Annotated in this window: 16 protein-coding genes and 2 tRNA genes; 1 reads left to right on the top strand and 17 read right to left on the bottom strand. The window is 32.7% G+C overall.

Features of this window, described 5'->3' with window-relative positions:
• The first annotated feature begins 58 nt into the window (after window positions 1-58).
• Window positions 59-1729 (top strand): energy-dependent translational throttle protein EttA, encoded by a 1671-nt coding sequence (ettA, locus tag CF386_RS04900; RefSeq protein WP_089073297.1) that lies wholly within the window; start codon window positions 59-61, stop codon window positions 1727-1729.
• A 358-nt stretch (window positions 1730-2087) separates the two neighbouring features.
• Here the strand turns inward: ettA and radA are convergent, their stop codons facing one another.
• The 17 genes from radA to secG all read right to left on the bottom strand — a co-directional run bounded on the left by radA (window position 2088) and on the right by secG (window position 18174).
• Window positions 2088-3476, bottom strand: a complete 1389-nt coding sequence (gene radA, locus CF386_RS04895) for a DNA repair protein RadA (protein ID WP_089073296.1) — start codon at window positions 3474-3476, stop codon at window positions 2088-2090.
• A 46-nt stretch (window positions 3477-3522) separates the two neighbouring features.
• On the bottom strand, window positions 3523-4479 hold the full coding sequence (gene serB, locus CF386_RS04890; protein ID WP_089073295.1) for a phosphoserine phosphatase SerB: 957 nt from the start codon (window positions 4477-4479) through the stop codon (window positions 3523-3525).
• Window positions 4480-4531: 52 nt separating this feature from the next.
• Window positions 4532-5236 (bottom strand): purine-nucleoside phosphorylase, encoded by a 705-nt coding sequence (gene deoD, locus CF386_RS04885; RefSeq protein WP_089073294.1) that lies wholly within the window; start codon window positions 5234-5236, stop codon window positions 4532-4534.
• A gap of 98 nt (window positions 5237-5334) precedes the next feature.
• Window positions 5335-6018 carry a TatD family hydrolase gene (locus CF386_RS04880; protein ID WP_158522303.1) on the bottom strand — a complete coding sequence of 228 codons (684 nt, stop codon included), beginning with the start codon at window positions 6016-6018 and terminating at the stop codon, window positions 5335-5337.
• 29 nt (window positions 6019-6047) lie between these two features.
• A complete protein-coding gene (gene prfC / locus CF386_RS04875) occupies window positions 6048-7634 on the bottom strand; it encodes a peptide chain release factor 3 (RefSeq protein WP_089073292.1) in 1587 nt (528 codons plus the stop codon).
• 28 nt (window positions 7635-7662) lie between these two features.
• Window positions 7663-8109 carry a ribosomal protein S18-alanine N-acetyltransferase gene (rimI, locus tag CF386_RS04870; RefSeq protein WP_089073291.1) on the bottom strand — a complete coding sequence of 149 codons (447 nt, stop codon included), beginning with the start codon at window positions 8107-8109 and terminating at the stop codon, window positions 7663-7665.
• Complete coding sequence (locus CF386_RS04865; protein ID WP_089073290.1) at window positions 8075-8482, bottom strand: DNA polymerase III subunit psi; 408 nt, start codon at window positions 8480-8482, stop codon at window positions 8075-8077. The genes rimI and CF386_RS04865 overlap by 35 nt, the downstream gene beginning before the upstream one ends.
• Before the next feature lie 51 nt (window positions 8483-8533).
• The gene (gene pnp, locus CF386_RS04860) at window positions 8534-10657 is read right to left on the bottom strand and encodes a polyribonucleotide nucleotidyltransferase (protein WP_089073289.1); all 2124 of its coding nucleotides are present in this window, start codon (window positions 10655-10657) and stop codon (window positions 8534-8536) included.
• A gap of 185 nt (window positions 10658-10842) precedes the next feature.
• Window positions 10843-11112: a 30S ribosomal protein S15 gene (gene rpsO / locus CF386_RS04855; RefSeq protein WP_089073288.1), complete on the bottom strand. Its 270-nt coding sequence runs from the start codon at window positions 11110-11112 to the stop codon at window positions 10843-10845.
• A 136-nt stretch (window positions 11113-11248) separates the two neighbouring features.
• On the bottom strand, window positions 11249-12190 hold the full coding sequence (truB, locus tag CF386_RS04850; RefSeq protein ID WP_089073287.1) for a tRNA pseudouridine(55) synthase TruB: 942 nt from the start codon (window positions 12188-12190) through the stop codon (window positions 11249-11251).
• An 11-nt stretch (window positions 12191-12201) separates the two neighbouring features.
• A complete protein-coding gene (rbfA, locus tag CF386_RS04845; protein ID WP_089073286.1) occupies window positions 12202-12570 on the bottom strand; it encodes a 30S ribosome-binding factor RbfA in 369 nt (122 codons plus the stop codon).
• Window positions 12571-12628: 58 nt separating this feature from the next.
• Window positions 12629-15448, bottom strand: a complete 2820-nt coding sequence (infB, locus tag CF386_RS04840) for a translation initiation factor IF-2 (RefSeq protein ID WP_089073285.1) — start codon at window positions 15446-15448, stop codon at window positions 12629-12631.
• 23 nt (window positions 15449-15471) lie between these two features.
• Entirely contained in the window at window positions 15472-16965 is a 1494-nt protein-coding gene (gene nusA, locus CF386_RS04835) for a transcription termination factor NusA (RefSeq protein ID WP_089073284.1), read from the bottom strand.
• A gap of 18 nt (window positions 16966-16983) precedes the next feature.
• The gene (gene rimP / locus CF386_RS04830) at window positions 16984-17442 is read right to left on the bottom strand and encodes a ribosome maturation factor RimP (protein WP_089073764.1); all 459 of its coding nucleotides are present in this window, start codon (window positions 17440-17442) and stop codon (window positions 16984-16986) included.
• A gap of 121 nt (window positions 17443-17563) precedes the next feature.
• Window positions 17564-17640: transfer RNA gene (locus tag CF386_RS04825), tRNA-Met, on the bottom strand.
• 56 nt (window positions 17641-17696) lie between these two features.
• Window positions 17697-17780: transfer RNA gene (locus tag CF386_RS04820), tRNA-Leu, on the bottom strand.
• A 13-nt stretch (window positions 17781-17793) separates the two neighbouring features.
• Entirely contained in the window at window positions 17794-18174 is a 381-nt protein-coding gene (gene secG, locus CF386_RS04815; RefSeq protein WP_089073283.1) for a preprotein translocase subunit SecG, read from the bottom strand.
• Window positions 18175-18182: the final 8 nt, after the last annotated feature.

Here is an 18182-nt window from a genome sequence, read left to right as displayed (position 1 = left end):
TAATATTAATCTATATAAGTTAAAATGATATTTTTTTTAGCAAGAGAAATCAATCATTATGTCTGATTATGTTTATACAATGTCACGAGTTAACAAAATAGTTGACCCCAAAAAGGAGATTCTTAAAGATATCTCATTAAGTTTTTTTCCTGGTGCAAAAATAGGCGTCCTTGGGTTAAATGGTTCTGGTAAATCATCTTTGTTAAGAATTATGGCTGGAATAGATAAAGATTTTCAAGGGGAAGCCTTTCCACAAAAAGATCTTAAAATTGGCTATTTACCCCAAGAGCCAACTTTTGATGAGAGTAAAACTGTCAGAGAAGTTGTAGAGGAAGCTGTATTTGAAGTTAAAAATGCATTGAAGGAATTAGATTTAGTTTATGCTGCATATGCTGATGAAAATGCTGACTTTGATGAGCTTGCTGCAAAACAAGCAAAGCTTGAGAATATTATAGCCACCCACGATGGTCATAACATTGACAATATATTAGAAAGAGCTGCTGATGCTTTAAGATTACCTGATTGGAGTGAAAAAATTAAAGTTTTATCGGGTGGTGAAAAAAGACGAGTCGCATTGTGTAGGTTACTCCTAGAGAAACCTGAGATGTTACTACTAGATGAGCCAACTAACCACCTTGATGCTGAATCAGTAGCATGGTTAGAAAAATTTTTAGTCGACTACAACGGTACTGTTGTCGCTATTACTCACGATCGTTACTTTCTAGATAATGCTGCTAACTGGATTCTTGAGTTAGACAGAGGACATGGTATTCCTTGGGAAGGAAATTACACATCATGGCTAGAGCAAAAGAATAACCGACTGGAAAATGAAAAAAATCAAGAGTTAAAACTAAAAAAAAGTTTAGCACAAGAGCTAGAATGGGTTCGACAAAATCCAAAAGGTAGACAGTCTAAATCAAAAGCAAGACTAAACCGGTATGAAGAATTAAGCTCTACATCTTTTCAAAAACGAAATGAAACTAATGAATTATATATTCCTTTGGGAGAAAGGTTAGGCGATCAAGTAATAGAATTAAAAAATGTTAATAAATCATTTGGCGAAAAATTGCTTATTGATAACTTAAGCTTTTCAATGCCCAAAGGAGCTATTATTGGCATAACTGGGCCTAATGGTGCAGGAAAATCCACCCTGTTTAAACTCATTCAAGGACAAGAAAAGCCAGATTCTGGCGATATTATTATAGGTAAAACAGTCAAAATTTCTGCTGTAAGTCAATTTAGGGATTCTATGAATGGTGATGCTACTATATACCAAGAAATTTCTGATAACCATGATATTATTAAAATAAATAATTATGAAATACCTGCTCGTGCGTATGTATCTAAATTTAACTTTAAAGGGAGCGATCAACAAAAGTTGATAAATAATTTGTCTGGTGGTGAGCGTAATCGAGTACACTTAGCAAAACTTTTAAAGTCTGGTGGTAATGTTTTATTATTAGATGAACCAACAAATGATTTAGATGTCGAGACATTAAGATCTCTTGAAGACGCACTTTTAAATTTTCCAGGATGCGCATTAGTCATATCTCATGACCGTTGGTTTTTAGACCGAATTGCAACACATATTCTAGATTACAGAGATGAAGGGAAAGTCAATTTTTATGAGGGAAATTACCAGGAGTATAGTGAATGGATGAAGAAAGAACACGGAACTGATGTGTGTGATCCCCATCGAATTAAGTATAAAAAAATCAGTAAAGCTTAATCTATTAGCAACTCATATTTAAATGAGTCATTAAGACTATGTAAAAAAATTTTAGTAATTAAATTTAGGTTGTAATGTTACTATGCACCTCCATTTAATTACTAATAAAATAAGCAAATAAGCTCAAAAATATAGTTAGGAAAAATTCTCTAACATATCTCTACTAATTGGTTCATACCAAACGATAAGGATGAAAAATTTATGTTCTCAAAAATTACGATCAAACAAATAATGAAATTTTAAATAAAAATGGCTTACAGTTTATAGATTTGAGAGTATATTTCTTGTCGTAAAAAATTGAATTATTTTTTACGCATTAGACATATACATCCATAATTACTTATGTTGAACAAAATTTTTAGCTAATAATATCAATCAATTTACTTAAAGCATCTTCTATTTTATCTACATAAATGATTTTCAAGCCATCTGGCTTATTTTTCTGAAGATTGGCTTTGGGCATCATGGCTATATCAAATCCATGCTTAAAAGCTTCACGAACTCTTTCTTGTCCATATGAAACAGGTCTTATTTCACCACCCAAACCCACTTCCCCAAAGACCACTAAATTTTCTGGTAATGATTTATTTTTTAAACTTGAAACTAAGGCCAGAATTAAACAGAGGTCAATGCTGGTTTCACTTACTTTAACTCCTCCAACAACATTAACATAAACATCTTGATCATAAATTTGTATATTTCCATGCTTATGTAAAATAGCAATCATTAAATTGAGTCTATTTTGATCCAATCCAACAGATATTCTTTTAGGAATAGAAGAAGCTGAAGTATCTACTAGTGCTTGTAATTCTATTAGTAAAGAGCGTGTCCCTTCCCATAGAACTGAAATAACACTTCCTTCAGTATTATTATTTTTATTTGTTAAGAATATTGCTGACGGGTTTCTGACTTCTTTCATTCCCTTTTCAGTCATTGCAAATATTCCTAATTCATTGATTGCTCCAAATCTATTTTTGTGGCTTCTTAAGATTCTAAAACGAGAATCGTCGGATATATCTAGCATTATTGACGCATCAATACAATGCTCTAATACCTTAGGCCCTGCAATAGAGCCATCCTTAGTTACGTGTCCCACCATAATTATAATGACATTATTTTTTTTTGCATATTGAGTTAAAGCTGATGCAGACTCTCTAACTTGAGATATGCTTCCGGGAGAAGAAGTTAAATCATCTAAATACATAACTTGTATAGAATCTATGATAATTAATTTCGGTCTTAATTGATTGCTAATATCACATATTTTGTTGATACTTGTTTCAGAAAGGATATTCAATTTTTTTTTAGGTAGATTAAGTCGATCTGCTCTCATGGCAACTTGTTGAAGAGATTCTTCTCCGGTTACATATAATATCGTTTCATTTAATGATAAATTACATGCTACCTGCAGAAGTAAAGTACTTTTCCCTGCACCAGGATTTCCTCCTATCAATACTGCTGATCCAGCAACAAAGCCTCCGCCTAAAACTCTATTGAGTTCATCAAAAGATGAATCCAATCTGGGTAATTCCTCTATTTCAATTTCAGATAATTTGCGTATTTTAGATTCAAGCATTCCCGAAAAACCAGATAACTTATCATTTCTAGTTACTTGAGGTGAAGAACTAACTCTAAGCTCACTAATTGAGTTCCATGCTTTACATCCAGAACATTGTCCTTGCCACCTTGGAAACTCTGTTCCGCACTCAGAGCAACCAAATACTTTTTTTACTTTATTTACTGCCATTTTATTTTCTTAATATTAAAATTTACCGAAATAAACGATTACCTATTTAAAATTTTTTCGTATTGTCAATAACTTTGCCAACAGAAAAGATGCAAATCAAACCCACTAGAGAGTTAAAATTTATACTGTTGTTAACAGATTCATTCACAATTTTTTTTGCTTTATACGCTATACCTAAATTAGCAGACATGAGCATTGGTATATCGTTAGCTCCATCTCCAACAGCTGCTACATTATTTTGATTAATTTGAAATTCATCACGTAATTTCAAAAAAATCTCTCTTTTCATCTCAGCATTGACAATTCGTCCATCAATATTTCCAGTAAACTTTCCACGCTCAAAGTTAAGAGTGTTAGCATAAGAAAAATTTAATTTTAAAGTTTCTTTAAGATGATCAGCAATATCAGTGAAACCTCCAGAAATTAAACCAATGTTACAATTAAACTCATTACAAAACTTAACAAGATCTAACAAGCCATCGTCTATTGTTACATCATGTTTCATTTTTTCAATAATTTGAATAGGAAAACCTTTTAGAGCTTTAAGACGTTTATTTAAACTTACATCAAAATTTATTTGTCCTTCCATAGCCTCCTTAGTTATCAAAGAGATTTCATCTTTTTTATTGAATAAATAAGCTATCTCATCAATACATTCAGTTTTTATAGCTGTTGAGTCCATATCAAGGGCTAATAATTGGGGCATAGCTATATCATTTGAATCTTTATAAATAAAATAATCAAGTTGGAGCTCAAATAATTGACTTTTTTGCTGAGTAGTTAAATTACCATGAAAAAAGAAAACTAACATGTTTTTAACTAACCAAACTCCATTCAGGTAATTTTCCATATTATTATGAGAAATAAATTTAATAATGGATAATTCAAATTCCAACTTAGAGTAAATTATAAAGCATGTGTCATCCTGACTTGGAAGTCTAATTTTATTTTCTTCAATTTTGAAGCTTTTCATTAAATCATTTCGTATTTTGAAAAAACTCATATCACTTACCCTCAAAAATCATCAATGAATAATATCAATTAAATAAATGGAATTAAATTAATGCGTCTAAAGTTAACCTGATCATTTCATCAAAAGATCTTTCACGCTCATCAGAAGACATAGCCTCATTTGAAATAATATGATCTGATACTGTGTAAATTGCAGCCGCTTGTATATCGTATTCTTGGGCGATGCCTAATAACCCAGCGGTTTCCATTTCGACGGCTAAAAAATTATATTTACGAAGCAAATTTATTAAATCATTGTCTAAACTGTAAAAAGAGTCCGTAGTAAAAACATTTCCTACTTTAAGGTCAAGTTTATGATTCTTTGCTTGAATAAACAACTTATTCATTAATTCAAAGTCACTAGAAAGAGAAAATTGATAACCATTTAATCTAATTTCATTCACTTTGGAATCAGTTGATACAGAATGAGCTAAGATTAAATCTCTAACTTTAATTTTATCAGATACTGCTCCACAACTGCCAACCCTAACAATTTTTTTTACACCATAAAATTTAATGAGTTCTGTTGCATATATTGAGCAGGAAGGAATCCCCATTCCTGAGGACATTACAGAGATTTTTTTTCCTTTATAAAGTCCTGTGTACCCTAACATGTTTCGCACATTTGTTACTAGTTTCGCTCTAGTTAGGTAATGTTCACTAATATATTTTGCTCGCAAGGGATCTCCTGGCATAACAACAGTATCAGAAAAATCATCAGTGTTTGCATTTATGTGAGGTGTGCTCATATTTTTTCCTATATATTAAGTAATAAGACTTAACGTATTTTTTGATATTTGAGAAGTTATTTCTTCTTTAGATTCATTCCGCAAAAGACAAATTTCATCTAAGATTTTTTTATGTTCTCTGGAGTATTTGCTTTACCCTGCTCACCAAAAATAGGCATAAATGGAGAATCTGTTTCTAAAACTATAGAACTCAATGGTATAGAACTAATAGTTTCTCTAGTTTTTTTTGCCCTTTCATATGTTATCACTCCACCGACACCAATTTTTAAACCCAAATCAATAAATTCTTGGGCTTGGTGTAAGCTACCGGTAAATGCATGAATTATTCCAGAAATTTTTTGTTTTTTTTGTTTTAATAACTGAACTAAATCATTATGTGCTTTTCTTGAGTGTAAAACAATATTTAATGAATATTTTATTGCGATATGTAATTGAAAATTTAAAAACTCTATCTGTTTCGTTTTATTAGTTTGTTTGAAAAAATCTAGACCAATCTCACCTATGCCGAAAAATTTAGGATTAGATATATGTTTTTTAACGTAATATTCAAAAGTTTCTAGGTCTTGTTTACTGAGAGAAGATACGTAACAAGGATGAATGCCTAATTGAAATAATATACCAGGGAATCTATTGCTTAAATATACAACAGTATCCCAATTAGATGGGCCTACAGAAGGAACTATAATTTTATTAACTCCTTCTGATTTTAGATTATGATAGTATTTTTCATAATCTAAAGAGAAAGGCTTGAAATCAAAATGACAGTGGGTATCTATTAACAAAAATAAAGCCTTTTCGAATGTTTCACAATTTAATGTTCTCGAGTAGATTTTAAAATAATAGACGGAAATCTATCTTTAACCAAATTTAAATTGACCATAGAGGGGGCAATATATGTCAAGTTTTCAGCTCCATCTAAAGCAAGATTATTTTGATTTTTACGTTTAAAGTTTTCTAATTCTTTTTTATCATTACATTCAACCCATCTGGCAGTTGTTATATTTATAGCTTCATAGATTGCCGAAACTTTATATTCTGACTTTAATCGAGCTACTACTACATCAAATTGAAGTACTCCAACAGCACCAACAATTAAATCATTATTTTGTAAAGGTCTAAATAGTTGAACTGCACCCTCTTCTGATAGCTGAATTAAACCTTTGAGTAATTGTTTTTGTTTCAACGGATCTTTTAATCTAATTCTTTTAAAAAGCTCTGGTGCAAAATTAGGAATACCAGAAAATTTCAAATTTTCTCCTTCAGTAAAAGTATCACCAATTTGAATAGTTCCATGATTATGTAATCCTATAATATCTCCTGCGTATGCAAAGTCAGCTCTCTCTCTTTCACCGGCCATAAATGTCACTGCATCAGAAATTGTCAATTTTTTTTCAATACGAGGATTATATAACTTCATTCCCTTTTGGTATTTACCAGAAACTAAACGCATAAAAGCAATTCGGTCTCTGTGCTTTGGATCCATATTAGCCTGAATTTTGAAGACGAATCCAGTTAATTTTTCTTCATCATTTCCAACAAACCTATTGAGAGTTGCTCTTCCTTGTGGTGCTGGTGCCCATGAGGTTAAACCCATCAACATTTGGTCAACTCCAAAATTACCCAATGCGGTACCAAAGAAAACTGGTGTAATTTTTCCAGCTAAGAAGTCTTCTCTATCAAACTCATTCGTTGCCCCTTGCACCAATTCGAGCTCTTCTTTTAAGTCTGATATTTGTTGTTCATCCAGTAACTCCTTTAGTTTGGGGTTATCAATTCCATCAATATATTGAACCTCATGTAATTTATTTCCCCTTCCGGATTCATATAGATAGATTCTTTTTTCAGAAAAATGATATACCCCTCTAAACTCTTTACCACAACCAATTGGCCAAGTAATTGGAACACAGTGAATATTTAACTCATTTTCAACATCATCTAACAATTCCAGCGGGTCAATAATGTCACGGTCAAGCTTATTCATAAATGTAACAATGGGGGTATCTCTGAGCCTAGTAACCTCCATCAATTTTTTTGTTCTATCCTCAACACCTTTTGCTGAATCGATTACCATTAAACAAGAATCCACAGCAGTTAGAGTTCGATATGTATCCTCCGAAAAATCTTCATGTCCCGGAGTATCAAGTAAATTTACCAAACAGTTATTAAAAGGAAATTGCATAACGGATGTCGTAACTGAAATTCCTCTCTCTTTTTCCATTTCCATCCAGTCAGATTTAGCATGTTGATTAGAACCTCTACCTTTAACAGTTCCTGCTGATTGGATTGCCTGACCAAGAAGCAATACTTTTTCAGTTATCGTGGTTTTACCAGCATCAGGGTGAGAGATAATAGCAAAAGTTCTTCTTTTTAAAATTTCATCTTTTGTAGTTTGTGACATTAATTAATCTCTTTTTAAAAATATTTGTTCATTCATGTATATATTTGACCATAATAATAGCATCTTCAAAGTCTTTATTATTTCGATAATAATTTTTACGCTGTTCAACTTCAATAAATCCAAATTTATTGTATAAATTAATTGCTTTTATATTTGATTCCCTGACCTCTAACCATATTTCACGAACTCCATTTTGAGCACATTCTTCAGTCAAAAGCTTAATCATATAATTACCAATTCCTTTTCCCTGAAAGCTGGGAGCTACAGTGAAATTAAGTAAAGATAACTCATCTTTAATTAAGGTCGCATAAAAATAACCAACTATTTCATAATTAATTTGAAAAAGATAATTAAAATTATTTAATGGACTAATTTCAAAAGATTTTTTGGACCAAGGATATTTTTGGGATATAGATTCTATGTTATATAAATCTTCAATATCACCTTGAATTATAGCTCGATAAGTAATGTGCATTTTTACAAAATTGTTTCCATAAATCTTTTTTAAATTGGGCTGACTGCATTAAAAGTGAAATTTTAGGAGATTCTAAAATAACGACTTCGTTTATTTCGACTGATGGAGTTCCAACGTACCATACTATAATAAGTTGATGTTGATCTAATAACCACAATTCCCTTTTAGAGATAACAAAAACTTCATCAAAATCAATTGCAATTGAAAACAAAAAATTTTTTACAAAACATTCTTCTTTATGAGAAAGATGTTTGTTTTTAGACACTAAAAGAAACTTATATTTCTTATCTAAGTTTATTGGGTTATTTTTTTTAAATCTCTCCGGCGACTTCAAATCAAAAGAGATTAAATCTAGCTCTTTAATAAAGTTCATAACATTTACAATCCAAGATGGGTATAGTACCCATCTTGGATTACAGCAAGTTTACTCTTCAGACTCTTGACTTTCATTTGAATCGACAGGTGGCTTTGGTTTAGCTTCTTTCATACTTAACCTTATTCTACCTTGTCGATCAATCTCGATGACTTTAACTTGGACTTCCTGACCTTCTGATAGATGATCTCGCACTTTCTCAACTCTTTCATGATCAATTTGAGATATGTGAACCAAGCCCTCTTTACCTCCAACCACGGAAACAAATGCACCAAAATCAACGATTCTTACAACTTTGCCAGTGTAAATTTTCCCAACTTCGACTTCTGCAGTTAGGTTCTCTATTCTTGCGATAGCTTCTCTAGCTGCATCACCAGAAGATGCTGCTATTTTAACAGTTCCATCATCCTCAAGTTCAATTGTCGTACCGGTTTCTTCCGTTAAAGCTCTTATAACTGAACCACCTTTTCCTATAACATCTCTAACTTTCTCAGGTTTTATTTGAATCGTATGGATTTTCGGAGCAAAATCGGATAAATCTTCTCTTGGTGAACTAATCGCTCTATCCATAGTTTCTAAGATGTGGGTTCTCGCTCCTTTTGCTTGATTTAAAGCAACTTCCATGATCTCTTTAGTAATACCTTCAATCTTAATATCCATTTGTAAAGCTGTTATACCTGTATGTGTTCCAGCTACTTTGAAGTCCATATCTCCTAAATGGTCTTCATCACCTAAGATATCGGATAAGACGACATACTTTTCATCTTCTTTAACAAGGCCCATTGCTATACCAGCGACTGATGACTTGATTGGAACACCTGCATCCATTAAAGCAAGAGAAGAACCACAAACAGAAGCCATTGAAGATGAACCATTGGACTCAGTAATTTCTGATACAACTCTTACAGTATAAGGGAACTCTTCTATACTTGGCATAACAGCCGCAATACCACGTTTAGCTAATTTACCATGGCCAATCTCTCTCCTTTTCGGCGAACCTATAAATCCGACCTCACCCACACAATAAGGAGGAAAATTATAGTGTAATAAGAAATTTTCTTTCGTTTCACCTGTCAACTCTTCAACTAACTGTGCATCTTTTTGAGTACCTAGAGTAGCAGTTACCAATGCTTGAGTTTCGCCTCTTGTAAATAAAGATGAACCATGTGTTCTTGGTAACACACCAGTTCTCACGTCTAAAGACCTAACCATGTCTTTTTCTCTTCCATCAATACGAGGTTTTCCATCAATAATTCTACTTCGAACGATATTCTTTTCTAATTTGGAAAATAAGTTTCTTACATCATTTTCTTCATTATCATTTTCTTCATTAACTAATGCATCAATTGTATCTTTCTTAATTAGATCAATTGCTGCGTATCTCGCAATTTTATCAGTAATTTGATATGCCTCTGTAAGAGCACTTTCAGCAACTTCTTTAACTTTAGAAAATAATTCATTGTTAAACTCTGGTGCGCTCCAGTCCCATTTAGGGGTAGCAACTTCATTCGCAAATTGATTAATGTTATCAATCACTATTTGCTGTTGCTCATGTCCATATACAACAGCCTGAAGCATTTGAGATTCTGTTAAGCAATCAGCTTCAGACTCTACCATTAATACCGCACTTTCAGTTCCAGAAACCACTAAGTCTAACTTACTATGCTTTAATTCATCGACATTTGGGTTCAACGTAAACTTTTCATTGATATAAGCCACTCGCGCAGCACCAATAGGACCATTGAAAGGAATTCCGGATATAGAAAGTGCAGCAGATGCACCAATCATTGTGATAATATCAGGGTTAATCTTTGGATTTGCAGATACGACAGTTGCAATAACCTGAACTTCATTAAAAAAGCCATTAGGAAAAAGTGGTCTTAATGGCCTATCGATAAGTCTAGCTATCAAAGTTTCATTTTCAGATGCTCTACCTTCTCTTTTAAAAAAACCACCTGGAATTTTACCTGCAGCATAAGTTCTTTCTTGATAGTTTACTGTTAATGGAAAAAAATCTTGACCATCGGCAACATCCTTTTTTCCTACAACAGTTACAAAAACAGATGTATCGTCCATACTTGCCATTACAGCAGCTGTTGCCTGACGAGCTATAATCCCAGTTTCTAATGTGACGGTATGGTTACCGTATTTAAATGATTTGACAATTGATTTCACGGATAATCCTTAATATAAATAAATTCCACACCAAAAGTAAGCACGACTAACAGATACCATCTTTCAAAAAAAGTATGTGTTAGTCGGCGCTAATACTTCAAACAATTACTTATGATGCATGTTAGTTTTACATTATACACTGTAAAAAAAAAATTCACAAAAAAAGGAGCAATTGCTCCTTTTTTTTATCTTCTTAAGCCTAAACGACTTATCAAACTTTGGTATCTAGAAAGATCTTTGCCTTTCAGATAATCTAAAAGCTTTCTTCTATGTGATACCATTCTTAACAAACCTCTTCTACTATGATGATCATGTTTATGTTCAGCAAAGTGGCCTTGTAAGTGATTGATTTGAGCAGTTAGCAAAGCAACTTGAACTTCTGGAGAACCAGTATCATTTGCACTTTGAGCATATTCAGCTACGATCGCAGCTTTTTTTTCAGCATTCAGAGACATAATATATATTCCTGTGTAAAATTAAAAGTTGTAACAGCCAATCTCTGATTCAGCTGATACGCGAACCTAAAATTATACTTGTAATACATTTTTATGCAAGAGTTAATTTAGCAATCAAGCCACCTCTATCAATCAACTAATCTCTATTCTTTCTAACTCTTTTAGGAATAATAATATTATTATTTATAGATGCAACACCTAGCAAATCAAAATTAGCCTCGTTATAAACACGATAAAGCTCCAGATCATGCAATAAATCTTTTCTATCTTCTAATTGATCTAAATTGATTTTCTGTCCATGCAAAAATTTTTCAGATAAGTGTTCTGGAAGATTCAAAACATCTAGTTTTGATAATAGTGTGTCTAACGGTTTTAAAAATTTGTCTATATCATTCAAATCATTTTTTTCTTGAAATTGTTTTTCAATATCCTCTAAAGATAATGCTTCATCAATTTCCAGATCATTAATACCAGTTCTTCTTAGCTCAACAACATGTGCTCCACATTCTAATTTTTCCCCTAAATCATCAATAATCGTTCTTATGTAAGTCCCTTTAGAACAATGAATACTTAAATCTATGTAAGGCAGATCGATTTCATTGATATCTATACTAAATACATGAATATCCCTAATTTTTCTCGGAACAGAAATATTTTTTCGAGCATAATAATAAAGAGGCTTTCCTTCGAATTTTAATGCTGAGAATATGGAGGGCATTTGTTTTTGTTTACCGACAAAAGAATAAATTGCTTTTTTTAAATTATCAATTGTAATATCAATATTGCGAATATCAACAATATCTCCATCAGCATCAGAAGTAGTTGTTCTAATTCCTAATTGGGCTTTAACCTTATATTTCTTATCAGATTCAAGTAAAAAACTAGAGTACTTAGTTGCTTCTCCAAGACAAATTGGCAAAACTCCCGTAGCAAGAGGATCAAGGGCACCAGTATGCCCTGCTTTTTCTGCAGAATATAGTTTTTTTATTTTTTGAAGTGCTGAATTTGAAGAAATACCTTTTGGTTTATCCAAAAGCAAAACTCCATCAATTATTCGTTTATTATTTGCATTTTTCATAATGGATGAATTTACTTTAAGTTATTATCTTTTTTTATTACTTTAGAAACTAAGTTCGATATTCTCATACCTTCCGTAAGGGAGTTATCATAAATAAACTTTAGTTCTGGCGTTACTCTTAATCTTATTTTTTTTCCCAGTAATGACCTTAACATCGGTGATATTTTATTCAATAACTTTGAAGGATCTTTTTCTAAATCACTATCGATATTAAGCGTTGTGAAATAAACCTTAGCATAACTTAGATCAGTTGTAACCTCTACATCTGATAAAGTAACCATTCCTATACGCGGATCTTTAACTTCACGATGAATAATCTGGGCTAATTCTCTTTTTATTTGTTCTGAAACTCTTTGCGTTCGGCTATATTCTTTTACCATATATAATTCCTGAAATTGTTTTGGGTTAAATAATTAACCCAAACACATTTTAATAAGGTTAATCTAAGGTTCTTTTAATTTCTACAATTTCATAAACTTCAATTTGATCGTTGACTTTTACATCATTGTAATTTTTAACACCTATACCGCATTCATAACCATTCTTAACTTCATTGACATCATCTTTGAATCTTCTTAATGACTCCAGTTCACCTTCATAAATGACAATATTATCTCTCAACACTCTGATAGGGTTATTTCTTTTTATTATACCTTCTGTAACCATACAACCAGCAATAGCTCCTAATTTTGGTGATTTAAAGACATCTCTCACTTCAGCTAAACCTATTATTTCTTGTTTAACTTCAGGAGCAAGCATACCACCCATTGCAGCTTTTACCTCATCGATTAATTGATAAATAATCGAATAATATCTTAAATCCAGATTCTCTGTATCAATAACTCTTCTCGCTGTTGCATCTGCTCTAACGTTAAAACCAAGAATTATTGCATTTGATGCTGTTGCTAAAACAGCATCTGTTTCTGTGATTCCACCAACACCAGATCCAACAATATTAACTTTAACTTCATTCGTTGATAGTTTTAATAAAGAATCACTAATAGCTTCAACTGAACCTTGCATATCAGCTTTTAATACAACATTTAATTCTGCAACATCACCAGATTCCATATTAGCAAACATATTCTCTAATTTTGCTTTTTGTTGTCTTGCTAATTTAACCTCTTTGAATTTACCTTGACGGTAAAGTGCCACTTCTCTTGCTTTCTTTTCATCCTTAACTACGGAAGCTTCATCACCCGCAGATGGAACTCCTGATAACCCCAAAATAGATACAGGAATAGATGGGCCTGCTTCAGTTATTTCCTTACCAAGCTCATCTTTCATAGCACGGACTCGTCCATATTCTAATCCGCAGAGAACAATGTCTCCTTTTTTTAATTTTCCTGACTGCACTAATACAGTTGCAACAGGTCCTCTTCCTTTATCAAGTTTTGACTCAACAACGACACCATGAGCCATCCCTTCTTTAATAGCTGTTAATTCTAAAACTTCTGCTTGTAATAAGATTGTTTCAAGAAGCGAATCAATATTGGTTCCTTGCTTTGCAGAAATATTAACAAACATATTATCTCCGCCCCATTCTTCTGGAATTACATCATATTGAGATAATTCATTTTTTACGTTATCAGGGTTGGCATCTTCTTTATCAATTTTATTAACAGCAACAATCAAAGGAACATCAGCGGCTTTAGCATGTTGGATTGCTTCTATTGTCTGTGGCATTACTCCATCATCAGCAGCAACTACAAGAACGACGATATCTGTAGCTTTTGCTCCTCGAGCACGCATAGCTGTAAAAGCAGCATGACCTGGTGTATCAAGAAAAGTTATCATACCATTTGGTGTTTCTACATGATAAGCACCAATATGTTGCGTTATTCCACCTGCTTCACCTGAAGCTACATGAGCTTTTCGTATGTAATCTAAAGTTGAAGTTTTTCCATGATCCACATGACCCATTATAGTTACTACTGGAGCTCTAGGTGCAACATTAGCTTCTGATTGATCATTTTCAGACAAAATAGAATCTTCTAAATCACTCTCTTTTCTCAAGATAACTTTATGCCCCATCTCTTCCGCAATTAATTGAGCTGTTTCTTGATCGATTACTTGATTTATTGTTGCCATGGCTCCCATTTTCATCATAACTTTTATTAATTCTGATGATTTAACAGCCATCTTGTTAGCAAGCTCAGAAACTACGATAGTTTCACCTATAACAACATCATTTTTTGCAACAACTGCAGATTTATCAAATGCTTGTGTAAGTGTTGTTTTGTTTGGACTATTTGTTTTTTTTCTCTTACCTTTTTTGTTAGTATTATGTTTAGTATTATCAGCTACTAATTCTTCATTATCTTTTGAATGTGTTTTTTTACGTTTTTTCCTTCGTTGAAAATCATTTTTTTGATCCATTTCATCTTCAGCATCTCTTGCATATTTAGAAGTGGTTGTATGAAAATCACTTGAATCCGTCTCAGGAGAAATACTATCGTCCTTAGCTGTATCCCAATCTTGGTACTTTTCTTCAGCCATTTTTTTTGCCTCTTCAACTTGTTTCTGGCTTTTTTCGATTGCCATCTGTCTGTTAATTTCTTCTCTTCGACTCTGTAATTTGTCTTCTTCAGATCCAGCTGAATTTCGTTTTTGTTTTTTCTTTTGTGTTGATTGTTCTGTACCTGAATTCATTTTTACTTCTTTTTGTTTTTTCAGATCAACTTCTTTTTCTTCAGCCAACTCAGCTTCTTTCTTTGCAGCTAACTCAGCTTCTTTCTTTGCAGCTAACTCAGCTTCTTTCTTTGCAGCTAGCTCAGCTTCTTTCTTTACAGCTAACTCAGCTTCTTTTTTTGCAGCTAACTCAGCTTCTTTCTTTGCAGCTAACTCAGCTTCTTTCTTTGCAGCTAACTCAGCTTCTTTCTTTGCAGCTAACTCAGCTTCTTTCTTTGCAGCTAACTCAGCTTCTTTTTTTGCTTCCAATTCTGCATTTTTTTTATCTAATTCACTTTTTTTAATATAAGTCTTCTTTTTACGAACTTCTATTTGAACATTTTTACTTTTACCATTATTACCCGATATACTTAAAGTGCTTTTTGTTTTTCTTTGCAAAGTAAGCTTCGTTGGTGATGCCTTTTCACCATGAGATTCTTTGAGATAACTTAGCAACTTTCTTTTTTCTTCTTCATTTACTGTATCATTTAAATTTTTAATTATGCCTGCACTTTTAAGCTGATGTAATAACTTATCTGTAGTGATATTAATTTCTTGTGCTAAAGCATTTACTGTAATTTCCGACATAGAATACACTCCATTACTTAATATTATGACTTATCACCAAACCAACAAATTTCTCTCGCTTTCATAATTAAATTACCTGCATCATCAGAGGACATCTCTTCCACATCAAGTAAATCATCTATAGATAAATCTGCTAAATCTTCTAAAGTAATAATTTTTGACTTAGCAAGTTTTCTTGCTAAATTATCAGTCATTCCTTCTAGATCTAATAAATCTTTCGCTGGTTCAAAGCTTTCGATTTCTTCTTCTTTCTTAAGAGCTAAAGTCGTTAATGCTTCTTTGGCTCTTTCTCTCAAAGTTTCAACTAAATCCTCAGTTAAGAAGTCTATATCAAGTAGCTCTTGAATCGGAACATACGCGACTTCTTCAAGTGAAGTAAAGCCTTCATTTACTAACATTGAAGCAAACTCCTCATCAATCTCGAGGTTATCCATAAACAACTTCAAATATTCACCAGATTCTTCTTCATGCTTCTGTTTTTGTTCTTCAATAGTCATTACATTGAGCTCCCAGCCAGTCAATGAAGAAGCTAATCTAATGTTTTGACCATTCCTTCCAATTGCTTGTGCAAGATTATCTGATTCTACTGCAATGTCCATTGAGTGATTATCTTCATCAACAATAATAGAACTTACTTCAGCTGGAGCCATTGCATTAATAACAAATTGAGCCGGATTTGAATCCCACAGAACAATATCAATTCTTTCGCCACCTAGTTCTCCCGAAACCGCTTGAACTCTAGCTCCTCTCATTCCTACACAAGCACCAACTGGATCTATTCTTTTATCATTGGTTTTTACAGCAATTTTGGCTCTTGAACCTGGATCTCTAGAAGCTCCCATGACTTCAATAACTTCTTCTCCAATTTCTGGAACTTCTACTCTGAATAATTCAATTAACATTGAAGGCTTAGAGCGAGTCATAAATAATTGATGTCCTTTAGCTTCAGGGTTCACTTCATAAAGTAAGCCTCTGACGCGATCTCCTGTTCTGAAGTTTTCTCGGGGTAACTGATCTTCTCGTTGAATGATAGCTTCAGCATTATTACCTAAATCTATTATAACTGAATCTCGATTAACTTTTTTAACTATTCCTGTCAGAATATCTCCCTCATTGTCAACAAACTGATTTACAATTTGCGCTCTTTCTGCTTCACGAACTTTCTGAACGATTACTTGTTTAGCTGTTTGCGTTGTAATTCTATCAAAAGCAACAGATTCAATCTCTTCTTCAATATATTCATGCTCTTGAATTTCGGGATCATCTATTCTTGCTGCTTCTAAAGTGATTTCCTTTGTTGGGTTAGGCAATATTTCTTCATCTAGGACTAACCAACGACGAAATGTTATATAACTTCCAGTTTTTCTTTCAATGGATACCCTTGCTTCAATATCAACATTATATTTTTTCTTAGTAGCGCTAGCTAATGCAATTTCTAAGGCTTCAAATATTTTTTCCCTCGGTAAAGACTTTTCATTAGATACAGCCTCAACAACAGCCAAAATTTCTTTGTTCATTTTAATTCTCCAAAACTGTTATTCAAAAACAGGAATAAGGTTTGCTCTTGATATATTCGATAGAGGGATTTTCTCCACTATTTCATTAACTTTTAAATGTAAATCAGAACTTATCACATCAACTATAAATCCTTTAAATTTTCTTTGATTATTAATCGGCAAATTTAATATAAGAGATATTTCATATCCTTTGTAATTAATGTAATCTTGTTCTTTAAATAGAGGTCTTTCAAGACCTGGCGAAGATATTTCTAAAGTATATTCACTTGATATTGGATCTTCTACATCTAGAACAGAACTTACTTGTCGGCTTACTAAAGCACAATCATCAACATTAATTCCATTTTCTTGGTCAATATAGATTCTAAGAACAGAATGTTTTCCGGAACGGATAAATTCTAAACCAACAAACTCAAAGCCCAAATCATATACAGAGCTCTCAAGTAAATCACTTAATTTTTTTTCTAAATTAGTCAAATTAACCCCACAAATAAAAAAAGGGCTTAAAGCCCAATTACATTTAACCAAAAAAAAACCCCCATATCGGGGATTTTTTAATCTTTACATATATATCATATTAAATACATATCAAGTAATTTGGTTGCGGGAGCTGGATTTGAACCAACGACCTTCGGGTTATGAGCCCGACGAGCTACCAAACTGCTCCATCCCGCGTCCGATATACGACCATTATACACTTGGTAATTATCATAATTCAAGTATTAAAATAATGGTGCCGAGGGTGGGACTCGAACCCACACACCATAGGTACTAGCACCTCATGCTAGCGTGTCTACCAATTTCACCACCTCGGCAAATATTCGTCATTTACTTTGGAATTTCAGATTCAGGTGAATTGCTTTTAATGGATTTATTTCCATTCACCTTTGTTTCTGATTTACCTATATTTTCTTTTTGAATCTGCTCACTTTTATTAGAATTTAAGCCAATATCATTCCAACCAGAGTCGTCACTCGAACTCCCAGAACTCATTTTTGCTAAAATCAAACTTATTACAAAAAACAAAATTGCACATAGTGAAGTCATTCTTGATAAAAAATTTGCAGAACCTGTTGATCCAAATACTGTAGCAGATGCTCCAGATCCAAAAGAAGCTCCCATATCAGCACCTTTACCCTGTTGAATAAGAACAAGGCCAATAAGAATAAGTGCTATTAATATGTAAAGAACTAATAAAAAATCATACATTTTTTTCA

Source organism: Paraphotobacterium marinum (assembly GCF_002216855.1).
Lineage (GTDB): Bacteria > Pseudomonadota > Gammaproteobacteria > Enterobacterales > Vibrionaceae > Paraphotobacterium > Paraphotobacterium marinum.
This window is presented reverse-complemented; position numbering and strand designations above follow the sequence as displayed.

Bases quoted from the DNA above. Each gene is read 5' to 3' on its own strand.
- ettA (WP_089073297.1), top strand. From the start codon at position 59: ATGTCTGATTATGTTTATACAATGTCACGAGTTAACAAAATAGTTGAC.
- radA (WP_089073296.1), bottom strand. From the start codon at position 3,476: ATGGCAGTAAATAAAGTAAAAAAAGTATTTGGTTGCTCTGAGTGCGGA.
- serB (WP_089073295.1), bottom strand. From the start codon at position 4,479: ATGAGTTTTTTCAAAATACGAAATGATTTAATGAAAAGCTTCAAAATT.
- deoD (WP_089073294.1), bottom strand. From the start codon at position 5,236: ATGAGCACACCTCACATAAATGCAAACACTGATGATTTTTCTGATACT.
- prfC (WP_089073292.1), bottom strand. From the start codon at position 7,634: ATGTCACAAACTACAAAAGATGAAATTTTAAAAAGAAGAACTTTTGCT.
- rimI (WP_089073291.1), bottom strand. From the start codon at position 8,109: ATGCACATTACTTATCGAGCTATAATTCAAGGTGATATTGAAGATTTA.
- CF386_RS04865 (WP_089073290.1), bottom strand. From the start codon at position 8,482: ATGAACTTTATTAAAGAGCTAGATTTAATCTCTTTTGATTTGAAGTCG.
- rpsO (WP_089073288.1), bottom strand. From the start codon at position 11,112: ATGTCTCTGAATGCTGAAAAAAAAGCTGCGATCGTAGCTGAATATGCT.
- truB (WP_089073287.1), bottom strand. From the start codon at position 12,190: ATGAAAAATGCAAATAATAAACGAATAATTGATGGAGTTTTGCTTTTG.
- rbfA (WP_089073286.1), bottom strand. From the start codon at position 12,570: ATGGTAAAAGAATATAGCCGAACGCAAAGAGTTTCAGAACAAATAAAA.
- infB (WP_089073285.1), bottom strand. From the start codon at position 15,448: ATGTCGGAAATTACAGTAAATGCTTTAGCACAAGAAATTAATATCACT.
- nusA (WP_089073284.1), bottom strand. From the start codon at position 16,965: ATGAACAAAGAAATTTTGGCTGTTGTTGAGGCTGTATCTAATGAAAAG.
- secG (WP_089073283.1), bottom strand. From the start codon at position 18,174: ATGTATGATTTTTTATTAGTTCTTTACATATTAATAGCACTTATTCTT.